The sequence below is a fragment of the Bacillus sp. DX3.1 genome (assembly GCF_030292155.1).
In the GTDB taxonomy this organism is placed as follows: Bacteria; Bacillota; Bacilli; order Bacillales; family Bacillaceae_G; genus Bacillus_A.
The window spans coordinates 848,366-867,496 of record NZ_CP128153.1; the positions used below are offsets into that span (position 1 = coordinate 848,366).

Here is a 19,131-nt window from a genome sequence, read left to right on the forward strand (position 1 = left end):
TCCTGCCCCATGCCAAGTGAAAACAAAGAGAGCAAACGAGTGCAGGTCACCTTTTGTTATCCATAGCCGCGGCTTATATGTTGAAAAATCAAAATGGATTTATATAGAAAGGGGATGGAAGCTTGAACTTAAAAATTAACGGCAAGCAAGTAGAGGTGCCAGGTGATGTAAAAACAGTAGCAGGATTGCTGACACATCTAAGCTTAGATACAAAAATTGTTGTAGTAGAACGTAACCAAGATATTTTGCAAAAAGAAGACCATCAAGATACATCTGTTTTTGATGGAGATCAAATTGAGATTGTAACTTTTGTAGGAGGCGGTTGATTATGTTAAACATTGGACCATTTACTTTTCATTCTAGACTTTTATTAGGAACAGGGAAATTTTCTGATTTTGATGTGCAACGAAAAGCAATTGAAGTATCAGAGGCAGAAATTTTAACATTTGCGGTGCGTCGCATGGATATCTTCGATGCGGACCAACCGAATTTACTAGAAAAAATTGATGTGAAAAAATATACGTTACTTCCAAATACAGCGGGAGCAAAAAATGCTGAAGAAGCAGTGCGCATTGCAAAGTTAGCAAAAGCATCTGGACTTTGTGACATGGTAAAAGTAGAGGTTATCGGTGATGATCAAACATTATTACCGGACCCTGTTGAAACGTTAAAAGCATCTGAAATGTTATTAGAAGAAGGATTTATTGTTCTTCCTTATACGTCTGATGATGTTGTATTAGCGCGTAAATTACAAGAATTAGGCGTTCATGCGATTATGCCAGGTGCGTCACCAATCGGTTCAGGACTTGGTATTGTAAATCCACTTAACCTAAGCTTTATCATTGAACAGGCAACGGTACCTGTTATTGTTGATGCTGGGATCGGTAGCCCAACTGACGCAGCATTTGCGATGGAATTAGGAGCAGATGGTGTTTTATTAAATACAGCTGTATCTGGTGCGAAAGATCCTGTCAAAATGGCAGAAGCAATGAAACTAGGTATTCATGCTGGTCGTTTAGGTTTCGAAGCAGGACGTATTGCTCGTAAACGCTGTGCAACAGCAAGTAGTCCATTAGAAGGAATGAGCGTAGTTGAATAATCGATATTCTCGCCAAGAGCTATTTTCTCCTATTGGGGAAAGAGGCCAGCAAAAAATAGGAGAAAAACATGTGCTAATTATCGGTGCAGGAGCACTTGGTAGTGCAAACGCCGAGATGCTTGTTCGAGCTGGTGTTGGTAAAGTAACGATTGTTGATCGCGACTATATTGATTGGAGCAATTTACAACGTCAGCAGCTGTACTGTGAAGCTGATGTGGAAAGTAATCTTCCAAAGGTAGTGGCTGCAAAACGACGCTTGCAAGCGATTAATAGCCATGTGGTTGTAGACGCATATGTGCAAGATGTAACAGCAGAAGAGTTAGAACAGCTCATTACGGATGTAAATGTCATGATTGATGCAACTGATAACTTTGAAACGCGTTTTATTGTAAATGATATATCACAAAAATATTCGATTCCTTGGATTTACGGGGCATGTGTAGGTAGCTACGGTCTTTCTTATACGATTTTACCAGGAAAGACGCCGTGCTTATCTTGCCTACTACAATCGATACCGCTTGGCGGAGTGACTTGTGATACAGCAGGGGTTATTTCACCTGCTGTATCACTTGTTGTGTCGCATCAAGTGACGGAAGTACTTAAAATTTTAGTAGAGGATGAGGAAGCGCTTCGCGACGGACTTGTATCGTTTGATGTATGGAAAAATGAATATTCATGCATGAATGTTCAAAAGCTGCGAAAGCAGAATTGCCCATCATGTGGCGAGGAGGCAATCTATCCATATTTAAGTAAAGAAAATACATCTAAAACAGCTGTTCTATGTGGAAGAAATACGGTTCAAATTCGTCCTCCACATAAAGAGCAACTTGACTTTGAACGATATAAAGGGATGTTGCAAGATCGTGTGGCTGATTTAACAGTAAATCCATACTTATTATCATTTTCTGTTGATGGAAAGAGATTGGTAGCATTCCAAGACGGGCGTGTTCTCGTGCATGGAACGAAGGATATGATAGAAGCAAAAACAATCTATCATCGTTATTTTGGATAGAAAAAGGGTGAGTGAGATGAAAGTGAATAAAGCATTAACGATTGCTGGATCTGATAGCGGTGGCGGCGCAGGCATTCAAGCTGACTTAAAAACGTTCCAAGAACTCGGTGTGTACGGAATGACAGCCATTACTGCGATTACCGCACAAAATACGCTCGGTGTACAGGGTGTGTACCCTGTTGCAATTGAGGGCATTCAGGAGCAATTACATTCGATTGGTACAGATTTAACACCGGATGCCGTCAAACTAGGCATGCTATTTAGTAGTGAGATTATTGGTGTTGTTGCAGAAAATATTAAGAAATTTGATTGGAATAATATTGTACTAGATCCTGTTATGATAGCGAAAGGTGGGGCATCGCTCTTACAACAAGAAGCAGTTCAAGCATTGAAAGAGCATTTATTGCCAATCGCAACGGTAGTCACTCCAAATGTACCAGAAGCGGAAGTGTTAACTGGAATGGAGATTCATAATATTGAAGATAGTAAACAGGCTGCGAAAGTGTTGCATGAGTTAGGAGCGAAGTATGTTCTCATGAAAGGTGGTCATGCGGCGTATCAAGGCGATGAAGTCATCGATTTATTATTTGATGGCGAGAAGTTTATTGAGTACAGAAGTGAACGAATTGATTCAAAACAAACACATGGTAGTGGTTGCACATTTGCATCCGCTGTAACGGCTGGCTTAGCAAAAGGATATCGTACCCAAGAGGCAGTTCAAGAAGCTAAAAGATTTATTAGCATAGCGATTGAACAGCAATTAAATATCGGAAGTGGTCATGGTCCGACGAATCATTTTGCTTATAAACATCAAAAAATACATGCATAAACATTCATATTTTTAAGAGAAGCCAGTTGAAAAAACTGGCTTTTTTATTATTTACTTTTTCCAAAATTAGGGGTAGTATATCATCCATAATCAAATTTCTAGAACGCTGAGTCCAGTATATGGAACGGAGGAACCAAATTGTGCATTGTCACTAGGGGTGAGTCTTTCATAATGAAAGTAGGGCTACTCTCAAAGTCCGAATCCGACAGCTAACTTCGTAAGCGTATTGAGAGGGGATGGTGTAACGATGGATACATCGCTTCATCGATCCGATTAGTGTAAAAGAATCGTAAATTATTATATCGAAATTCTTTTATACTAAGGAGGATGACGTGCATGGATAGGGAAAAAGAATTGACACTCATTTGTGTAGGAGAAGAGAACAAAGTAAATAGTTTACGAGAATTAGCGCCTTTTCAAAGCGATATGATTATTTTTACAGTAACTGAATACGTAGCCGCTGAAGTGCGGGCATGTGGATTTGAAAAAACATATTGTTGTAATGAAGAACAGAAGCTAACAAGTATTTGTAAGGGAGTTAAAAAAGTAATTTTGCTAGGAGATGAACTCCCAACGGTTAGCTTTTTTACAGAACGTATTCGCTTTTCCTTCCAAGCACCCATTACGGTTGTCACAAGAAATAAACAGTATCCGGTTCGGCTCTATCAAACAATTGGAGCTAATTTTGTAGTGTTTACGAATTGTGATAACATTTCATTTTTATTTTTTGAGTAGGGCGGAGGAAATGAATATGAAAGTGTTGTTATGTCATGATATAGCAAACCGATGGGCAATATCACTAGAAAGAGTGCACGAATTAGTAATGCAGGATATGGCCTTTCCAAAGCCATATGTAGTACTGCCGCTAGAAGGTGCAAGTTTATATTTAGAGAATGATATTATCGAGTATGAAAAGAAACATGCAGAGCTAATGCGAGTATGTTTTCGAGGGCGTAATTTGTGCCACTTTTATAATTATTAGATTTGTAATATAAAAGGAGCGAATTCCGGGTACTATGAAAATGGTATTTGGATTATGAGCTCCTTTTTAATTTGTATAAATACAAATTAAAAAACCGACATAAAACCCTTCCTTTTAGGTGGGAGAGAGAATCCGTTCATGCATAGAAGCGGTCAAATTCTTTTCCTGCCCAGACACAGTGAAAACAAAGAGAGAAAACGAGTGCAGGTCACCTTTTGTTATCCATAGCAGCAGCTTATATGTCGAAAAATCAAAATGGATATATATATATCGCTAATAAAGTAAAAAGATGGTTGATATTGTAAATAAAATAGTGCGATTTTCTTCTTGTATTTTCAAAATAAATTTACATAAAATAGTATTTTCAATGAAAACAAAAGGAAAGACAAGGAAACAGAAGATAAAATACATATAACAATGAATGTAAGCGGTTAAATGATAAAATTCTTTCTGTTTTCAGGTAATTTTGTTCTTTACAAGTCAAATATAGAGGAGTATATTTACAATCATAAATTATTCATAATATTTCCAAAAACAACCTGATATCGCTGAGTCCAGAAATGGAGCGGGGGAACCAATTTTGTGCATTGTCACTTGGGGTGAATCTTTCATTACGAAAGTAGGGCTACTCTTTAGGCCCGAATCCGACAGCTAACTTCGTAAGCGTTTGGAGAGGAGGTTTACTTTTGTGTTGTTCATTTTTGAACACTGAGTAGAGCCTCAGTGTTCTTTTTTTAATGGATATATGGTAAAATTTTACAATTAAAAGTGAGGGATTTGTATGCTTGATGTCGTGATGGTCGGAATATTTGTTGTATTAGCAGCGTCTATGGTGGGGCTAGCAAAATGGTCAGATAAAGTTGTGAAGGAAGGGAAGCAATGATGATGATTGCGTTATCGATTATTGTTGCAGCAATTACGGTGTATTTAGTTTACGCGTTATTAAATCCAGAAAAGTTTTAATTAGGGGGAAGCATTTATTATGATTTGGATTGCAGTTGTAATCACAATGTTGTTATTCATTCTTGTTGCAAAGCCAACAGGCATTTATTTAGAGAAGGCTTTTCAAGGAAATAGTAAATTAGATAAAGTGTTTGGGCCTTTTGAAAAGATTATTTTTAAAATTACAGGTGTTAAAGCGTATAACCAGAGTTGGAAGCAATACGCTTTATCGTTAGTTGCACTCAATGGTTTCATGATCATTGTCGTGTATTTCATCTTTCGCTTACAAGGAGTACTTCCATTAAATCCAGCTCATATTGAAGGAATGGAGCCAACGCTTGCTTTTAATACAGCGATTAGTTTTATGGCTGATACAAACTTGCAGCATTATAGCGGTGAAAATGGTTTGTCTTATTTATCGCAACTAATCGGGATTACATTTTTAATGTTTGCCGCACCAGCAACAACGTTAGCACTTGTTATGGCTTTTATAAGAGGATTAGCTGGGAAGGAACTTGGTAACTTTTTCGTAGACTTTACACGAGCTTTAACAAGAGTCTTTCTTCCAATCGCATTTATAGCAGCATTGATGTTTGTTGCTCTTGGTGTACCACAAACATTGGACGGAGCGGTTACAGCTCAGACGATTGAAGGTGTGAAACAAAGTATTTTACGCGGTCCGGTTGCTTCATTCGTTTCAATTAAGGAACTTGGTAACAATGGAGGTGGGTTCTTTGGTGCAAACTCTACACACCCATTTGAAAATCCAGGTCAACTTAGTAACATCTTGCAAATGATGCTCATGATGCTATTACCAACAGCTTTACCATTTACGTACGGAAGAATGGTCGGTAATAAAAAACAAGGACGTATCCTTTTCGTTTCACTGTTTATGGTATTTTTAGTCGGATTTACAACGATTGTTTCATCTGAATTACATGGAAACCCAGCGTTAAATCAAATTGGTATGGAAAATGTGCAAGGTAGTACAGAAGGAAAAGAAGTACGATTTGGAACAGTTTTCTCTTCCTTGTATGCGACAGTAACAACTGCGGCAGAAACAGGTGCTGTTAACACAATGCACGACACGTTAACACCGATTGGTGGATTAGTACCACTTGTCAATATGATGTTAAATACAGTGTTTGGCGGGGTTGGAGCAGGTTTTGTTAATATCATTATGTACGCAATCATCGCTGTCTTTATATCTGGACTAATGGTAGGACGTACACCAGAGTTTTTAGGGAAAAAGATTGAAGGAAAGGAAATGAAATTAATTGCAGTCACGATATTATTTCATCCGTTGCTCATTCTAGGATTTTCAGCATTGGCTCTTTCAACGAATTTAGGAACAGATGCAATCTCACATTCAGGATTTCATGGTTTAACACAAGTTGTATATGAATATACTTCTTCAGCTGCTAACAATGGTTCCGGATTTGAAGGATTAGGCGATAATACACCATTTTGGAATATTACAACCGGTATAGTCATGTTCTTAGGACGTTATTTCAGTTTAATTACAATGCTAGCTGTTGCATATTCATTGAAAGAGAAAACAGTAGTACCAGAAACAGTAGGAACATTCCGCACAGATAATGGTTTATTTGGAGGCATTTTCATTGGAACGATTGTAATCGTTGGTGCATTAACGTTCTTCCCAATGTTAGTACTAGGACCAATCGCAGAATTTCTTACATTGAAGTAATGGAGGGTAAATGATGAGACCTGTAGTGGTAAAAGATAAACAATCTAATCAATCGATTACATCGTCAAAAATAGAAATGGAAAGTGAAGTCAGACAAGCAAAAACAATGGATCGTGACATTATTACAAATGCAATGAAACAATCATTTGCGAAGCTAAACCCGAAAGTGATGGTGAAAAATCCAATCATGTTCGTGGTAGAAATCGGATTTGTTATCACTTTGATTTTATCGTTTCTACCAAGCTTATCTAGTAGTATACCAGGTTGGTTTAATATAACAGTTTCTCTCATTTTATTATTCACTGTCTTGTTTGCTAACTTTGCAGAAGCATTGGCAGAAGGACGCGGGAAAGCGCAGGCAGATTCTTTAAAACAATCAAAGAAAGATGTATTTGCGAATGCAGTAAAAGAAAATGGAAAAATCGTTCAAGTTTCAGCAACGGAGCTTAGAAAAGGTGACGTTGTAATTGTGAAACAGGGAGAAATGATTCCGAGTGACGGTGAGGTTATTAAAGGATTAGCATCCGTTGATGAATCCGCAATAACTGGGGAATCTGCTCCAGTTATTAAAGAAGCAGGTGGCGATTTTTGTTCGGTAACAGGCGGCACAATGGTGGTAAGTGATGAGATTACAATTTCTATTACAAGTAATCCAGGTGAGTCATTTATAGATAAAATGATTTCCTTAGTAGAAGGAGCAGCTCGTCAAAAAACACCGAATGAAATTGCTCTTAACACAGTATTAACAAGTTTAACACTTATTTTCTTAATCGTTGTTGTGACGCTACCAATCTTTACGAATTATTTAGGATTTAAACTCGATACAGCAGTACTTGTTGCACTCCTTGTTTGTTTAATCCCAACAACAATTGGTGGGTTATTATCAGCAATTGGGATTGCCGGAATGGACCGGGTGACAAAATTTAATGTATTAGCAATGTCAGGGAAAGCTGTAGAAGCAGCTGGTGATATTAATACAATCATTTTAGATAAAACGGGTACCATTACATTTGGGAATCGGATGGCACATACATTGCTTCCTGTAGGAAATGAAACGATTGAACAAGTAGCAAAATGGGCAGCACTTGGATCAGTACTAGATGAAACACCAGAAGGTCGTTCTGTGATTGAATATGTGAAGTCAAAATCTTTTTCCTATAATAGAGAGCTTGCAGAAAAAGGTGAATTTGTTCCATTTAAAGCAGAAACAAGAATGAGTGGCGTGGACTTACCTGATGGTGTAAAAGTACGAAAAGGTGCAGTTGGTGCAGTAATAGAGTGGGTACAAGCACAAGGCGGTACGATTCCAAAAGATTTGAATCAAAAAGCAGATTTAATTGCAAAAGAGGGCGGGACACCACTTGTAGTTGCAGTGGATCATCGTATTTATGGATTAATATATTTAAAAGATACTGTGAAACCAGGCATGCGTGAGCGTTTTGAACAGCTTCGTCAAATGGGGATTAAAACAGTCATGTGTACAGGGGATAACCCATTAACAGCAGCAACTATTGCAAAAGAAGCAGGCGTGGATGAATTTGTGGCAGAATGTAAGCCGGAAGATAAAATTGCTGTTATTAAAGCAGAACAAGAAAAAGGGAAACTTGTTGCGATGACAGGTGATGGTACGAACGATGCGCCAGCTTTAGCGCAAGCTGATGTTGGGTTAGCGATGAACAGTGGTACAACAGCTGCAAAAGAAGCTGCCAATATGATTGATTTAGATTCTAATCCAACAAAAATTATTGAGGTTGTAGGGATTGGGAAGCAGCTATTAATGACACGCGGTGCATTAACAACATTTAGTATTGCGAACGATATCGCAAAATATTTCGCAATTATTCCAGCGATGTTTACGTTGGCCATTCCGCAAATGGAAGCACTTAATGTCATGAAGCTAACTTCACCGTTATCAGCCATTTTATCAGCACTGATATTTAACGCCATTATTATTCCATTACTCATTCCTCTAGCAATGAAGGGGATTGCGTATAAACCAATGAGTTCCAATGCACTACTTGGTCGTAACTTGTTGATCTATGGACTTGGCGGGGTAATTGTTCCGTTTATTGGAATTAAAGTAATTGATATGATTGTGGGATTGTTTATTTAAGGAAGAGGGGAAAAGGAAAATGTCCGAAAAACAAAGTATACTTTCACCTGTCATTCGTGTAACCTTTACGTTTCTTGTCGTGTGTGGGCTTTTATATCCATTGCTTGTAACGGGAATTGCGCAAGCTGTTATGAAAGATAATGCGGACGGAAGTCTTATATATAATGAGAAGAATGAAGTAATCGGTTCAAAACTAATTGGTCAAGATTTTAAAGATCCACGTTATTTTCATGGGCGTGTCTCTAGTATAGAATATAAAGCAGAAGCATCTGGATCTAATAACTATGCGCCATCGAACCCTGATTTAGTAAAACGTGTAGAAGAAAGTGTGGCAAACTGGAAAGAAAAAAATCCAACGGTTCCAGTTACTGAAGTACCGATGGATTTAGTAACGAATTCAGGTTCTGGGCTCGATCCTGATATGAGTCCACAAGCTGCTTATGTACAAGTGGATCGCATTGCAAAATTAACAAACATTTCAAAAGAAAAATTGAATCAGTTGATTAAGTCTCAAACTGAGGGACGTGCACTTGGACTATTTGGAGAAGATCGTGTAAACGTTTTGAAACTAAATATTGAGTTGCAAAAAATGATGAAATAGTAACTAGTACTACCTCAATCTTTCGGATTGAGGTAGTACTGGTTGGTAAGAAAGGTTGTGTTTGTAATGTATGCAGATGACCATAAACCGCCATTTCAAAGGCGAACACCTGAAGAATATCTAGAATATATTCGTCAACAAAATCTTGGGAAACTTAAGCTATATGTTGGTGCGGCACCAGGCGTTGGAAAAAGCTATAAAATGTTGTTCGATGCACAAGAAATGAAAAAAGAGGACATTGACATTGTTATTGGTTTAATTGAAACGCATGGGAGACAAGAGACAGCAGAAGCAATTGCTGATTTAGAAAAAATTCCTTTAAAAGAAATGAACTATAAAGGGAAGATATTTTATGAGCTTGATGTAGACAGGATTATAAAAAGGGCGCCGCAAGTGGTCATTGTTGATGAATTGGCGCATACGAACATACCAGGATCTAAATATAAAAAACGCTATATGGATGTAGAAGAGCTATTAGAGGCGGGAATATCGGTATTATCAGCATTTAACATTCAGCATTTAGAAAGTGTTCATGATATCGTGGAACAAATAACAAATGTAAAAGTACGAGAGCGCATTCCAGATTTTATTTTGCAAAAAGCAAATGAAATTCAGCTTGTTGATGTAACGCCTGAAGTATTAAGGAAACGATTAATGGACGGAAAAATATATAGAGAAGAAAAAATTCAGAGGAGCTTACAAAACTTTTTTACGATTAATAATTTAGGTGCTTTGCGGGAGTTATCGTTACGTGAAGTTGCGGATGATATGGATGAAAAAATTAGTCAATCAGCGATGGAACCAATTGGTGTAAAAGAAAAAATTCTTGTATGTGTGCAGTTCACTTCAACAGCAGAAAAGTTAATTCGGCGTGGTTGGCGCATGGCGAATCGATTGAATGCCGAACTATATGTATTAAACGTAGAAAGAGAAGAGATAGAATCTTTATCGACGGCAAAGAAGCAAATCATTGAAGAATGGAAATTGTTAACAAAACAATTTGATGCAACTTTTTTATTAGAAGAGGCGAAAGGAATGAAGCCAGCTGATGTCATTATTAAAGTTGCAAAAAAATTGCAGGCTACACAAATCTTGCTTGGACAATCCGCAAGAACAAGATGGGAGGAAATTCGAAAAGGTTCAATTGTAAATGAAATTATGCGGCAAACGAAGCATATTGATATTCATATTGTCGCTGATCAAAGAACGTAGTGAAAGAGAGAATCTCCAAATACAGCAAAATAGCTGTTTTCGGAGATTCTCTCTTTCGTTTAACGGGCAAAGGAAATGAGATTTATCCCGCTATTCGCGGACAGTAAGACCTCCACCTAAAAATTCAGCGAAAGCAAAGAAGTTAGGTGGGGGCTGATTAAAGTTTCACTTTATATAGCACATAAGAAGTTACATCAACAAGCTGGAGATAAATGGTTGTTACTTTTAGGTAAGTACACAGAAGAGGAATTAGCACTTATTCAACGTTTTGATTTTTCGACATATAAGCCGCGGCTATGGATAACAAAAGGTGACCTGCACTCGTTTTCTCTCTTTGTTTTCACTGTGTCTGGGCAGGAAAAGGATCTGACCGCTTCTATGCATGACCGGATGCTCTCTCCCACCTAAAAAGAAGGGTTTTATGTCGGTTTTTTAATTTGCATTTATATAGAAAAGTAGTATGAAGAATTTTCCCCCTCATTTCAAGTCGTCTCAATATAGTTTCAGTAAAATCTTATATATAATAGAAAGAGATACTTAACAATGTGAATAATTAAAGAGTCTATATAAAGAGGAGAGAGAGCAATGCTTGAAAATACGGGTTTAGTATTAGAAGGCGGCGGTATGCGCGGCGTATATACAGCTGGGATACTAGAATACTTTATGGAACAGGATTTATATTTTCCATATATCGTTGGTGTCTCAGCTGGTGCGTGTAATGCAGCGTCGTATCTTTCAAGGCAAAAAGACCGAAATAAAACAGTCAATATTGAGTATGTAACGCATCCAAGATATTTATCTTATAAAAACTTTTGGAAAAAACGTCAGTTATTTGATATGAATTTTATTTTTCATGAAATTCCAACGCAGCATGTGCCGTTTGATTTTGACACATATTTCAATAGTACGGAGCGCTTTCTTGTAGGAACGACAGATTGTGAAACAGGCCAGCCCATGTATTTTGAAAAAGATGGTACGGCAGAAGAGGCATTAACATTATTACAGGCATCTAGTTCATTACCATTTATAGCTCCTATTGTAAATTTTCGTGGGAAAAAGTTATTAGATGGTGGCATTTCTGATCCTATACCGGTTCGGAAAGCACAGCAAGATGGTTATGAGAAATCAGTTGTTATTTTAACGAGAAATCATGGGTATTCAAAAAGAAAATCCAAGTTTGGTTGGATTGCAGCAAAAGCATATAAAAAGTATCCAAACCTTGTGAATACGATGCTAGCTCGTTATGAAATATACAATGAGACACTGCATTATATTGAAAAAGAAGAGGCAGCTGGTAATTTATTTGTTATTCGTCCAGAGGTGCCACTGCAAGTGGATCGAATGGAAAAGGACCCGCAAAAATTGCAAGGTTTGTATGACCAAGGATATGAAGATGCAGCAAAACAGTTTGCTGGTTTACAGGCGTTTTTACACGGATAGAATTAAGCGTTAATAAAAAATGTTATGGATAAAGTGAAACTTTAATCAGTGGGGGGGTTCTCCATCCCCCACTGATTATTAGCCCTCACCAATCGGGCTTTTACGGGCAGTTTATCCCCCACCTAACTTCTTTGTTTTTGCTGAATTTTGAGGTGGGGGTATTACTGCTCGTTAATGCGGGATAAATCATATAAAAAGCCTTGGCTCACATCATTGGTGAACCAAGGCTTTTTGTTATCTATTAGTGCGGTAAGAAAATTAACTGATAAGCGAACAAAATACCAAATACGTATACAAGTGGATGTACTGCACGGAATTGACCTTTTGCTATTTTCATAAGCGGGTATGTAATAAATCCAAGTGCAATACCCGTTGCAATGCTTGATGTAAGTGGCATGCTTAAGATTACTAAGAATGCAGGGAATGCTTCATCAAATGCATCCCAATTAATATGACGAACAGAACCCATCATTAGGCTACCAACGATAATTAAGGATGGAGCTGTAATTGCTGAAACACCTGAAACTGCACCGACCAATGGACCAAAGAATGCAGCGACTGCAAAGAGTACCGCAACTGTAATTGTTGTCAAACCAGTACGGCCACCTGCTGCTACACCAGCGGATGATTCGATGTATGCTGTTGACGGTGTTGTCCCAAACATAGAACCGATTGTTGCTGAGAAAGAATCGGACAGAAGAGCACGTCCAGCTTTCGGAAGTTTACCGTCCTTTATGAATCCACCTTGCTCTGCAACACCAAGTAATGTACCCGTTGTATCAAATAGTGTCACAAGGAAGAAGGAGAATACAACACCGTATAGTCCGTAGTTAATAACATCAGAAACTGCAGTGATTGGATTTGAAACGATGATTCCTTCTGGTAATCCAGGCATAGAGGTAATACCTTCTGTGAACGTTAACTGTCCTGTAAAGTAAGCGATAATACCTGTTAGTAACATTCCAAAGAAGAATGCACCGTTCACGTTTAAGGACATAAGTACTAATGTAATACCAAGTCCAGCTAATGCTAGCAGTACAGGAGCAGAATGAAGGTCTCCAAGTCCAACTAAGTTTGATTCATGTTTTGTTACAATACCTGTCAGGCGTAAACCGATAAAAGCGATAAATAAGCCAATACCAGCTGTAATAGCATATTTTAAGTTTTCAGGAATAGCTTCCATTAATTTTGTACGGAAAGATGTGAATGATAGCAAAATTAAAATCATACCTGCTACGAATACAGCAGAGAATGCAACTGCAAATGTCATGCCTTCATGAGCTTTTACAACAGAGTAAGAGAAGTAAGCATTAAGTCCCATACCTGGTGCGATTGCAATTGGTAGATTTGTGAAGATTGCCATAAATAATGTTCCGACAACAGCCGCAATAATTGTCGCTGTAAATGCTTGTTCAAACGGAACGCCTGCATCACCAAGGATGACGGGATTTACGACAATAATATATGCCATTGTTAAGAAGGTAATTATACCTGCCATAATTTCAGTTTTAATAGAAGTTTTATGTTTTGAAAGGTTAAACATATAAACATCCTTTCTTTTTACGAATGATTATCACAACAGTTATATATAATATTCGTTTTTTTGTTATTTTGCAAGAGCTTTATATAAAAAGATTTATAACAATTGATATTTTATGTCTTGATTTCGAATATTAATCACAAAAAATGCGTATATGTTTCGGGTTTTAATGTATAAGTACTTTTCATAATTGTGTACATCATAAGAAAGAGAAATGAGAAGGAGCTGAATGATGCATGTCAGAACAAAAAAAATTTCTAACATTGCCAGCACAGCATCAAAATAAACAACCAGGGATAGAATCGATGATGAATCCCCTTCCAGAGTATGAAGATCCAAATTACCGAGGTAGTGAGAAATTAAAAGGAAAATATGCACTTATTACAGGTGGAGATAGCGGAATTGGAAGGGCAGTATCTATCGCCTTTGCAAAAGAAGGTGCACATATTGCAATTGCTTATTTAGATGAACATGAAGATGCGAAAGAGACAAAGCGCCTTGTCGAGACGCAAGGTGTGAAATGCATATTACTACCAGGGGATTTGAGTAGTGAACAACATTGTAAGCACATTGTAAAGGAAGCGGCTTCGAAGCTAGGTGGTTTAAATATCGTTGTAAATAATGTTGCAGAGCAACATCCACAGCAAAGTTTAGAATACATTACAGCGCAGCAGCTTGAACAAACATTTCGTATTAATATTTTTTCTTATTTTCATGTTACAAAAGCAGCGCTAGCACATTTAAAGCAAGGAGATGCTATTGTAAATACAGCGTCAATCGTAGCATATGAAGGAAATGAACAACTCATCGATTATTCTGCAACAAAAGGAGCGATTGTTGCTTTTACTCGTTCGCTTGCAAAAGCGTTAGTGCAAAAAGGTATTCGTGTAAATGGTGTTGCGCCAGGGCCGATTTGGACACCGCTTATTCCAGCGAGTTTTGATAAGAAGAAAGTATCTGAATTTGGAAGTAACGTACCGATGAAAAGACCAGGACAGCCATATGAATTGGCGCCTGCATATGTATACTTAGCTTCAGGTGATTCTACATATGTATCAGGACAAATGATTCACGTAAATGGCGGGGTAATCGTGAATGGATAAAGTGAAACGTTGATCAGTGGAGAGCTTCATCCCTACCTAACTTCTTTGCTTCTTGAAGAACTTTGAGGTGGGGTTATTACTGCTCGCAAATAGCGGAGTAAAAAGAAAATGAGGATGGAAAATGCCTCATTTTTTTTCGTTAATAAGAATAGAACTCGTAGTAAAAGCTAATTGTACCACTGTATATTGTGGTCAATTTCGAAGTGGCTGTTGAGGTGACCTGGATGAAAAAAATATGTTTCCTTGCAATATTCTTTTTTTGCTTCCCGATGAGCATTTTTGCAAATACAGATCATTTATTACTGATCAATCTTTCGACAAATCAATTATCTTTTTTTGAAAATGGAAATTACGTAAGGACGTTTCCAATTTCAACAGGAAAGGTCAATACTCCAACTCCTCTAGGGACATTTTGCATTATTAATAAATATAAAAATAAAGAATATCATCGTAAGAAAATTCCGGGTGGAGCGCCGAATAATCCGCTTGGTACAAGATGGCTCGGCTTAAATGAAAAGGAATATGCAATTCATGGTACAAATCGAGAAGGAACGATTGGAAGAAGAGAATCAAATGGTTGTATTCGCATGCATGACCGCGATATACAATGGCTGTATGAACGTGTACCTGTGCAGACAAAAGTGATTATCTCTCAGTTTCATACATCTCCAGAATATGCAGCGCATAGGCTCGGGTATCGTGTTGTGAGTTGGCATGGGCGTGTATTAGAAGAAGAACAAATTGGAACATTGACGCTTGTGGATCGTATGAACATATATTGGCAAGAGCCCAATGGTCAGTTTACCGAAATAAAAACGGTATTGCCGAATGAAAGATATGCCGTTTATTCCCGAGGAGAAAATGGAGTATATTATATAGGAAATAATTTGTATATTATGGATGAAACAGGAGAAAAAATTCGTTATGAACAAGTACCTGATTCAATTTTAAGTAATATATATAAACGGAAATATAAAGTGCAGTGAAAGCTACCGAGTTGAGGCGGTAGCTTTTTATATTATAATGAAGAAAGTAAAGATTGACCAATTCGCAACTATTATTTTTCTTTGAATATAATACAGTAAAGATAAAGTGAAACTTTAATCAGTGGGGGTTTTCTTCATCCCCCACTGATTATCAGCCCTCACCAATCGGTCTTTTATGGGTAGTTTATCCCGGTCTAATTTCTTTGGAATCCTCACAATTTTGGATTTGGGGATATTACTACCTATTAATGCGGGATAAGGAGGCAGGTGCGCTGTGAAGAAAGGAAATAGTAAATTTGCCTTTAAAATATTTTTATTAACCTGTTGCTTATTTATTATTTATTTGTATATTTCACTTGTTTTTTCTCTTTACATTCCTTATATTGATTTATTACTTTTAGTGGGCTTTATTTGGTCTTTTGTTGAGGCGAGAGAAGGGGAAGATGGAGTATATCGCTGGATAACGCTGTGTGGAACTGTTTTTATTTTAATTGTGTATATGGCTGTGATGCATGATGCTTGGAAATATGGATTCGCGATTGTGTAAGAGCTCAATTGGTGGAAGCGTTCCATCAGCAGGATAAGGTAAAACGTACTGATGGAAGCTTTACCTTATCCGTATGTTTGTACATCTTCAAGCGTTGGAAGGGAAGCGATTGCTCCGTAGTTTGTGCAAGTTAAGGCTCCAACTTTATTCGCAAAAGAAGCGAATTCGCTTAGAGTTGTAAAGCTCTGCTCTTCTTTTGAAAATTGATATAGCATTCTCCAACAAAGGCAACGCCTGCACCTATTGTGTCCATTTGCTGAATGGAAGATGAAGAAATATCATGACATACAAAGTCGGTTAATAATTCACCAATACAAAAAACGTGTCTCATCCTGTTTGCTCCTTACATGTTTTTTCATACATATTATGAAAGAAATGAGAGAGAAAAAAAGGAAAATACCCATCTCCAGAGGGGATGGGTATTTGTGTATTAATATTTTGGTCTAAATGTTTGGCAACATGTTTCAACGCTTGTTGATGCTGAACTTTCTAGCATTTCTCCAGTTAAAACTGCATTTGTATAAGAGTCATCGCCTGCTTGCGCTGCATTTTGAGCGTCAGGCTGAACGACGATAGCACTAGCTTGACAAAAGTTACCTTGTCCCCAAAATGAACAATTGGAAACAGAGCAGCGTACGTCTGGCATAGAATCCCCTCCTTATACATTAGTGTGGGAATTTACACACGTTTCATGTATAAAGGAAGTTTCCTTTTCTTGTTACTTTTTGTTCTCGTTAAACCATTTTTTAAATTTATCTTTTGGTTGTTCACCACTAATACGGCTTACTTCTTTTCCATCTTTGTAATGGATAATAATCGGTGTACCTTCAATTTTAAATTCGTCCCATCCAGCTGGATACTTTTCTAAGTCAATAACTTTCATGTCAATGCTCATATCTTTTGCCATTGGAACAACGACAGGTGATACCCTTTTACAATGTGAACAATTTGTTTGGTAGAAGTAAATCGTTTGGTCTTTTTTAGCTTCCATATTCTTTTGAAGATCTGTAAGAGAGATACTATTTGTGTAGTAATCGTCTTTATTTTCCATTTGTGTTATAGCAGAAATAGCTACAAGTAAGGCGATTATAATACTGCCAAATATAAGTATTTTTTTCATTTTTTCATCTCCTTATTTGTTCTGACTAAAATAAAGCTACAAATTGCAATGATAACAAAAGCGATAAGTGCTAAAAACGGGATTGTAATGAAGCCAAACCAGTTTATATATTCTCCCGTACAAGGCACACGCCCGCAAACGGCTCCTGCTTCTGAGAATGCAGAAATTTTTTGAATTGCGTAATGATATAACGAAATACAGCCACCGATGCTTGCAAGCGGTAAAGAATATGTAGCAATACGGTAGTCTTTTTTCACAACTGCAATGCCAAGCAATAAAACAAATGGATACATAAAAATGCGTTGATACCAACATAACGTACATGGTTCAAACTTCATGACTTCGGAAAAGTATAAACTTCCAAGTGTAGCAATAAAAGAAGCTCCCCAAGCAGTAAACAATGTATATTCTTGTTTTTTCTCACGTTTCATATTTTTTACCTCTCTTATAATAGTTACATACTAAATTATAGTATGAAGCGTATAAGAAAATAAAGAGAAAATATTTTTAATACGGAAAGCTTTGTATGAAGAAAACTGGAAAATAAAAAAGAACAAGGCTAATATACCTTGTTCTTAAGGGAGGTTTACAGCTTTTGAAGTGTGGAAAAAATTTTGGATTGCTTCTTTGTTTTTTTCGGGATGAACTTTTAATACAGAACCAGCATGTTCAATAAGAGCGGGCTCATATCCGTTATCAATCGGAATTCGCATCGTTTCCATTTCTTCAATGGGTTGAAACAAAAGGCTACTTCCAAGTGTAAAGAGCGTTGCTATATCTATATTTGTTTTTATGTATGGTGACAGTTCATGCGCCATCATCGGCAAGTCAAGTACACCGTCTACAGATTGGACTTTATCGGTAAAGGTTTGTTTTAATGCTTGCAGCACTTCTTGCTGGCGTTTGACGCGTCCGAAATCACTTTCGGTATCATGGCGAAAACGGGCGTATTTCAGTAATTCTTTCCCATGAAGACGTTGTAAGCCAGGTTGTAGATGGAATCCCATATCATCGATAATCGCTTGTGTAACATGGACCTCAATTCCTTCAGGTGCAACTGTATCAACAATTTTAACAAATGCTCCAAAATCTACAGTTACATAATGGGAAACATTGATTCCGAAATTATGTTGAATGGTCTTTCGTAATAATTCAGGACCACCGTAGTAATAGGCGGCGTTGATTTTATTATACTTTTTATCATAGGAAGGAATTTCCACATAGCTATCTCGCATAATAGAAGCGAGTTTTGCTGTGTGGTCTTTTTTATTATACTGGGCAACCATAATGGTATCAGCGCGAGCTTGTTGTTCACCACGTGAATCACTTCCGATAATTAGGACATTCCACACGTTTTTCTCTTGTTTCGCACCTTGAAATGACTCAGGTTTAGCTTGTTTCTCACAACCGATTAGCAATATAGTGATGCAGAGAAATAAGTAAAAAGGTTTATGCAAACAATCACGTCCGTCCATTAAATAATTGATATATGTATTATGAACATTCTTATGGAAAAATATTCAAAAAACGCTATTCTCAAAGGAGAATAGCGCATAGGTTATATTTGTACGTGCTCTACTTCTTCTACATGTGACTTTTGTGATGCATGGTCAATGTATTGAAATAAGAGTTGAAGCTGTTTATCCAATTCTGGTAGTTCTTTTCCATATTTATAAGCATGTAAAAAGTGTTCAATGCGCTTAGAAAATAAATGATCATCAGTTTGCACCATTAAAACAAGCAACTTGTCCCAATTACAACAATACGTGTAATAGAGAGCTTTATCGTAGTCGTTATATGTGTACATTGTGTACCCTCCTTACTGAGGAGTTATATATAGTGTACGACAAGAGAGGAGAAATACACTTGAAAGAATTTGTTAAGGAAAATGAGGAGT

General features: G+C 37.3%; 22 protein-coding genes, 1 pseudogene and 2 riboswitches. Of the genes and pseudogenes, 16 read left to right on the forward strand and 7 right to left on the reverse strand.

Annotated features, from left to right (window positions below):
• Positions 1-122 precede the first annotated feature (122 nt).
• The 13 genes from thiS (at position 123) to QRE67_RS04190 (ending at position 11,938) form a co-directional block, all read left to right on the forward strand.
• On the forward strand, positions 123-326 hold the full coding sequence (gene thiS / locus QRE67_RS04125; RefSeq protein WP_286123660.1) for a sulfur carrier protein ThiS: 204 nt from the start codon (positions 123-125) through the stop codon (positions 324-326).
• 2 nt (positions 327-328) lie between these two features.
• Positions 329-1,099: a thiazole synthase gene (locus QRE67_RS04130; protein WP_286123661.1), complete on the forward strand. Its 771-nt coding sequence runs from the start codon at positions 329-331 to the stop codon at positions 1,097-1,099.
• The gene (locus QRE67_RS04135; RefSeq protein WP_286123662.1) at positions 1,092-2,111 is read left to right on the forward strand and encodes a thiazole biosynthesis adenylyltransferase ThiF; all 1,020 of its coding nucleotides are present in this window, start codon (positions 1,092-1,094) and stop codon (positions 2,109-2,111) included. Before QRE67_RS04130 ends, QRE67_RS04135 begins: the two co-directional genes overlap by 8 nt.
• A 16-nt stretch (positions 2,112-2,127) precedes the next feature.
• Positions 2,128-2,940 (forward strand): bifunctional hydroxymethylpyrimidine kinase/phosphomethylpyrimidine kinase, encoded by an 813-nt coding sequence (gene thiD / locus QRE67_RS04140; protein WP_286123663.1) that lies wholly within the window; start codon positions 2,128-2,130, stop codon positions 2,938-2,940.
• 94 nt (positions 2,941-3,034) lie between these two features.
• Positions 3,035-3,180, forward strand: a riboswitch (cyclic di-AMP (ydaO/yuaA leader).
• A gap of 96 nt (positions 3,181-3,276) precedes the next feature.
• Positions 3,277-3,675 (forward strand): hypothetical protein, encoded by a 399-nt coding sequence (locus QRE67_RS04145; protein ID WP_286123664.1) that lies wholly within the window; start codon positions 3,277-3,279, stop codon positions 3,673-3,675.
• Between the two features lie 16 nt (positions 3,676-3,691).
• Positions 3,692-3,922 carry a hypothetical protein gene (locus tag QRE67_RS04150; protein ID WP_286123665.1) on the forward strand — a complete coding sequence of 77 codons (231 nt, stop codon included), beginning with the start codon at positions 3,692-3,694 and terminating at the stop codon, positions 3,920-3,922.
• 536 nt (positions 3,923-4,458) lie between these two features.
• Positions 4,459-4,602, forward strand: a riboswitch (cyclic di-AMP (ydaO/yuaA leader).
• 101 nt (positions 4,603-4,703) lie between these two features.
• The gene (locus tag QRE67_RS04155; RefSeq protein WP_286123666.1) at positions 4,704-4,805 is read left to right on the forward strand and encodes a signal peptide protein; all 102 of its coding nucleotides are present in this window, start codon (positions 4,704-4,706) and stop codon (positions 4,803-4,805) included.
• Entirely contained in the window at positions 4,805-4,885 is an 81-nt protein-coding gene (kdpF, locus tag QRE67_RS04160) for a K(+)-transporting ATPase subunit F (protein ID WP_000972376.1), read from the forward strand. The genes QRE67_RS04155 and kdpF overlap by 1 nt, the downstream gene beginning before the upstream one ends.
• A 19-nt stretch (positions 4,886-4,904) precedes the next feature.
• Positions 4,905-6,572, forward strand: coding sequence for a potassium-transporting ATPase subunit KdpA (gene kdpA / locus QRE67_RS04165; RefSeq protein WP_286123667.1), 1,668 nt, complete (start codon positions 4,905-4,907; stop codon positions 6,570-6,572).
• Positions 6,573-6,585: 13 nt separating this feature from the next.
• A complete protein-coding gene (gene kdpB / locus QRE67_RS04170) occupies positions 6,586-8,685 on the forward strand; it encodes a potassium-transporting ATPase subunit KdpB (RefSeq protein WP_286125183.1) in 2,100 nt (699 codons plus the stop codon).
• A gap of 19 nt (positions 8,686-8,704) precedes the next feature.
• Complete coding sequence (gene kdpC, locus QRE67_RS04175; RefSeq protein WP_286123668.1) at positions 8,705-9,286, forward strand: K(+)-transporting ATPase subunit C; 582 nt, start codon at positions 8,705-8,707, stop codon at positions 9,284-9,286.
• A 66-nt stretch (positions 9,287-9,352) separates the two neighbouring features.
• Positions 9,353-10,498: a KdpD-like non-kinase potassium sensor gene (gene kdpDN / locus QRE67_RS04180; RefSeq protein WP_286123669.1), complete on the forward strand. Its 1,146-nt coding sequence runs from the start codon at positions 9,353-9,355 to the stop codon at positions 10,496-10,498.
• Between the two features lie 585 nt (positions 10,499-11,083).
• Positions 11,084-11,938 (forward strand): patatin-like phospholipase family protein, encoded by an 855-nt coding sequence (locus tag QRE67_RS04190; RefSeq protein WP_286123670.1) that lies wholly within the window; start codon positions 11,084-11,086, stop codon positions 11,936-11,938.
• Positions 11,939-12,179: 241 nt separating this feature from the next.
• On the opposite strand, the gene QRE67_RS04195 is transcribed toward QRE67_RS04190, so the two are convergent.
• Positions 12,180-13,481, reverse strand: a complete 1,302-nt coding sequence (locus tag QRE67_RS04195; protein WP_286123671.1) for an NCS2 family permease — start codon at positions 13,479-13,481, stop codon at positions 12,180-12,182.
• Between the two features lie 233 nt (positions 13,482-13,714).
• Here QRE67_RS04195 and QRE67_RS04200 point away from each other — a divergent pair, with 233 nt between their 5' ends.
• From QRE67_RS04200 to QRE67_RS04210, 3 genes are all read left to right on the forward strand, one after another.
• Positions 13,715-14,581 carry an SDR family oxidoreductase gene (locus QRE67_RS04200; RefSeq protein ID WP_286123672.1) on the forward strand — a complete coding sequence of 289 codons (867 nt, stop codon included), beginning with the start codon at positions 13,715-13,717 and terminating at the stop codon, positions 14,579-14,581.
• Between the two features lie 224 nt (positions 14,582-14,805).
• Positions 14,806-15,567 (forward strand): L,D-transpeptidase, encoded by a 762-nt coding sequence (locus tag QRE67_RS04205; protein WP_286123673.1) that lies wholly within the window; start codon positions 14,806-14,808, stop codon positions 15,565-15,567.
• Positions 15,568-15,841: 274 nt separating this feature from the next.
• A complete protein-coding gene (locus QRE67_RS04210; protein ID WP_286123674.1) occupies positions 15,842-16,114 on the forward strand; it encodes a hypothetical protein in 273 nt (90 codons plus the stop codon).
• 65 nt (positions 16,115-16,179) lie between these two features.
• Here the strand turns inward: QRE67_RS04210 and QRE67_RS04215 are convergent.
• The 6 genes and pseudogenes from QRE67_RS04215 to QRE67_RS04240 all read right to left on the reverse strand — a co-directional run.
• Positions 16,180-16,391 (reverse strand): annotated as a pseudogene (locus QRE67_RS04215) (PfkB family carbohydrate kinase); the annotation flags it as partial.
• 153 nt (positions 16,392-16,544) lie between these two features.
• Positions 16,545-16,760, reverse strand: coding sequence for a DUF1540 domain-containing protein (locus QRE67_RS04220; protein WP_286123675.1), 216 nt, complete (start codon positions 16,758-16,760; stop codon positions 16,545-16,547).
• 72 nt (positions 16,761-16,832) lie between these two features.
• Positions 16,833-17,234, reverse strand: coding sequence for a thioredoxin family protein (locus tag QRE67_RS04225; RefSeq protein WP_286123676.1), 402 nt, complete (start codon positions 17,232-17,234; stop codon positions 16,833-16,835).
• Positions 17,231-17,665, reverse strand: a complete 435-nt coding sequence (locus QRE67_RS04230) for a disulfide formation protein C (RefSeq protein WP_286123677.1) — start codon at positions 17,663-17,665, stop codon at positions 17,231-17,233. Before QRE67_RS04230 ends, QRE67_RS04225 begins: the two co-directional genes overlap by 4 nt.
• Before the next feature lie 144 nt (positions 17,666-17,809).
• Entirely contained in the window at positions 17,810-18,691 is an 882-nt protein-coding gene (locus QRE67_RS04235) for an LCP family protein (RefSeq protein WP_286123678.1), read from the reverse strand.
• Positions 18,692-18,792: 101 nt separating this feature from the next.
• On the reverse strand, positions 18,793-19,041 hold the full coding sequence (locus QRE67_RS04240; protein WP_286123679.1) for a YhdB family protein: 249 nt from the start codon (positions 19,039-19,041) through the stop codon (positions 18,793-18,795).
• Positions 19,042-19,131 lie beyond the last annotated feature (90 nt).

Coding starts and splice junctions, on each gene's coding strand:
- QRE67_RS04225 (WP_286123676.1), bottom strand. CDS start 17,234: ATGAAAAAAATACTTATATTTGGCAGTATTATAATCGCCTTACTTGTA.
- kdpDN (WP_286123669.1), top strand. CDS start 9,353: ATGTATGCAGATGACCATAAACCGCCATTTCAAAGGCGAACACCTGAA.
- QRE67_RS04150 (WP_286123665.1), top strand. CDS start 3,692: ATGAAAGTGTTGTTATGTCATGATATAGCAAACCGATGGGCAATATCA.
- QRE67_RS04145 (WP_286123664.1), top strand. CDS start 3,277: ATGGATAGGGAAAAAGAATTGACACTCATTTGTGTAGGAGAAGAGAAC.
- QRE67_RS04155 (WP_286123666.1), top strand. CDS start 4,704: ATGCTTGATGTCGTGATGGTCGGAATATTTGTTGTATTAGCAGCGTCT.
- QRE67_RS04190 (WP_286123670.1), top strand. CDS start 11,084: ATGCTTGAAAATACGGGTTTAGTATTAGAAGGCGGCGGTATGCGCGGC.
- kdpF (WP_000972376.1), top strand. CDS start 4,805: ATGATGATTGCGTTATCGATTATTGTTGCAGCAATTACGGTGTATTTA.
- QRE67_RS04205 (WP_286123673.1), top strand. CDS start 14,806: ATGAAAAAAATATGTTTCCTTGCAATATTCTTTTTTTGCTTCCCGATG.
- thiD (WP_286123663.1), top strand. CDS start 2,128: ATGAAAGTGAATAAAGCATTAACGATTGCTGGATCTGATAGCGGTGGC.
- QRE67_RS04230 (WP_286123677.1), bottom strand. CDS start 17,665: ATGAAACGTGAGAAAAAACAAGAATATACATTGTTTACTGCTTGGGGA.
- kdpC (WP_286123668.1), top strand. CDS start 8,705: ATGTCCGAAAAACAAAGTATACTTTCACCTGTCATTCGTGTAACCTTT.
- QRE67_RS04195 (WP_286123671.1), bottom strand. CDS start 13,481: ATGTTTAACCTTTCAAAACATAAAACTTCTATTAAAACTGAAATTATG.
- kdpA (WP_286123667.1), top strand. CDS start 4,905: ATGATTTGGATTGCAGTTGTAATCACAATGTTGTTATTCATTCTTGTT.
- kdpB (WP_286125183.1), top strand. CDS start 6,586: ATGAGACCTGTAGTGGTAAAAGATAAACAATCTAATCAATCGATTACA.
- QRE67_RS04240 (WP_286123679.1), bottom strand. CDS start 19,041: ATGTACACATATAACGACTACGATAAAGCTCTCTATTACACGTATTGT.
- QRE67_RS04130 (WP_286123661.1), top strand. CDS start 329: ATGTTAAACATTGGACCATTTACTTTTCATTCTAGACTTTTATTAGGA.
- QRE67_RS04220 (WP_286123675.1), bottom strand. CDS start 16,760: ATGCCAGACGTACGCTGCTCTGTTTCCAATTGTTCATTTTGGGGACAA.
- QRE67_RS04200 (WP_286123672.1), top strand. CDS start 13,715: ATGTCAGAACAAAAAAAATTTCTAACATTGCCAGCACAGCATCAAAAT.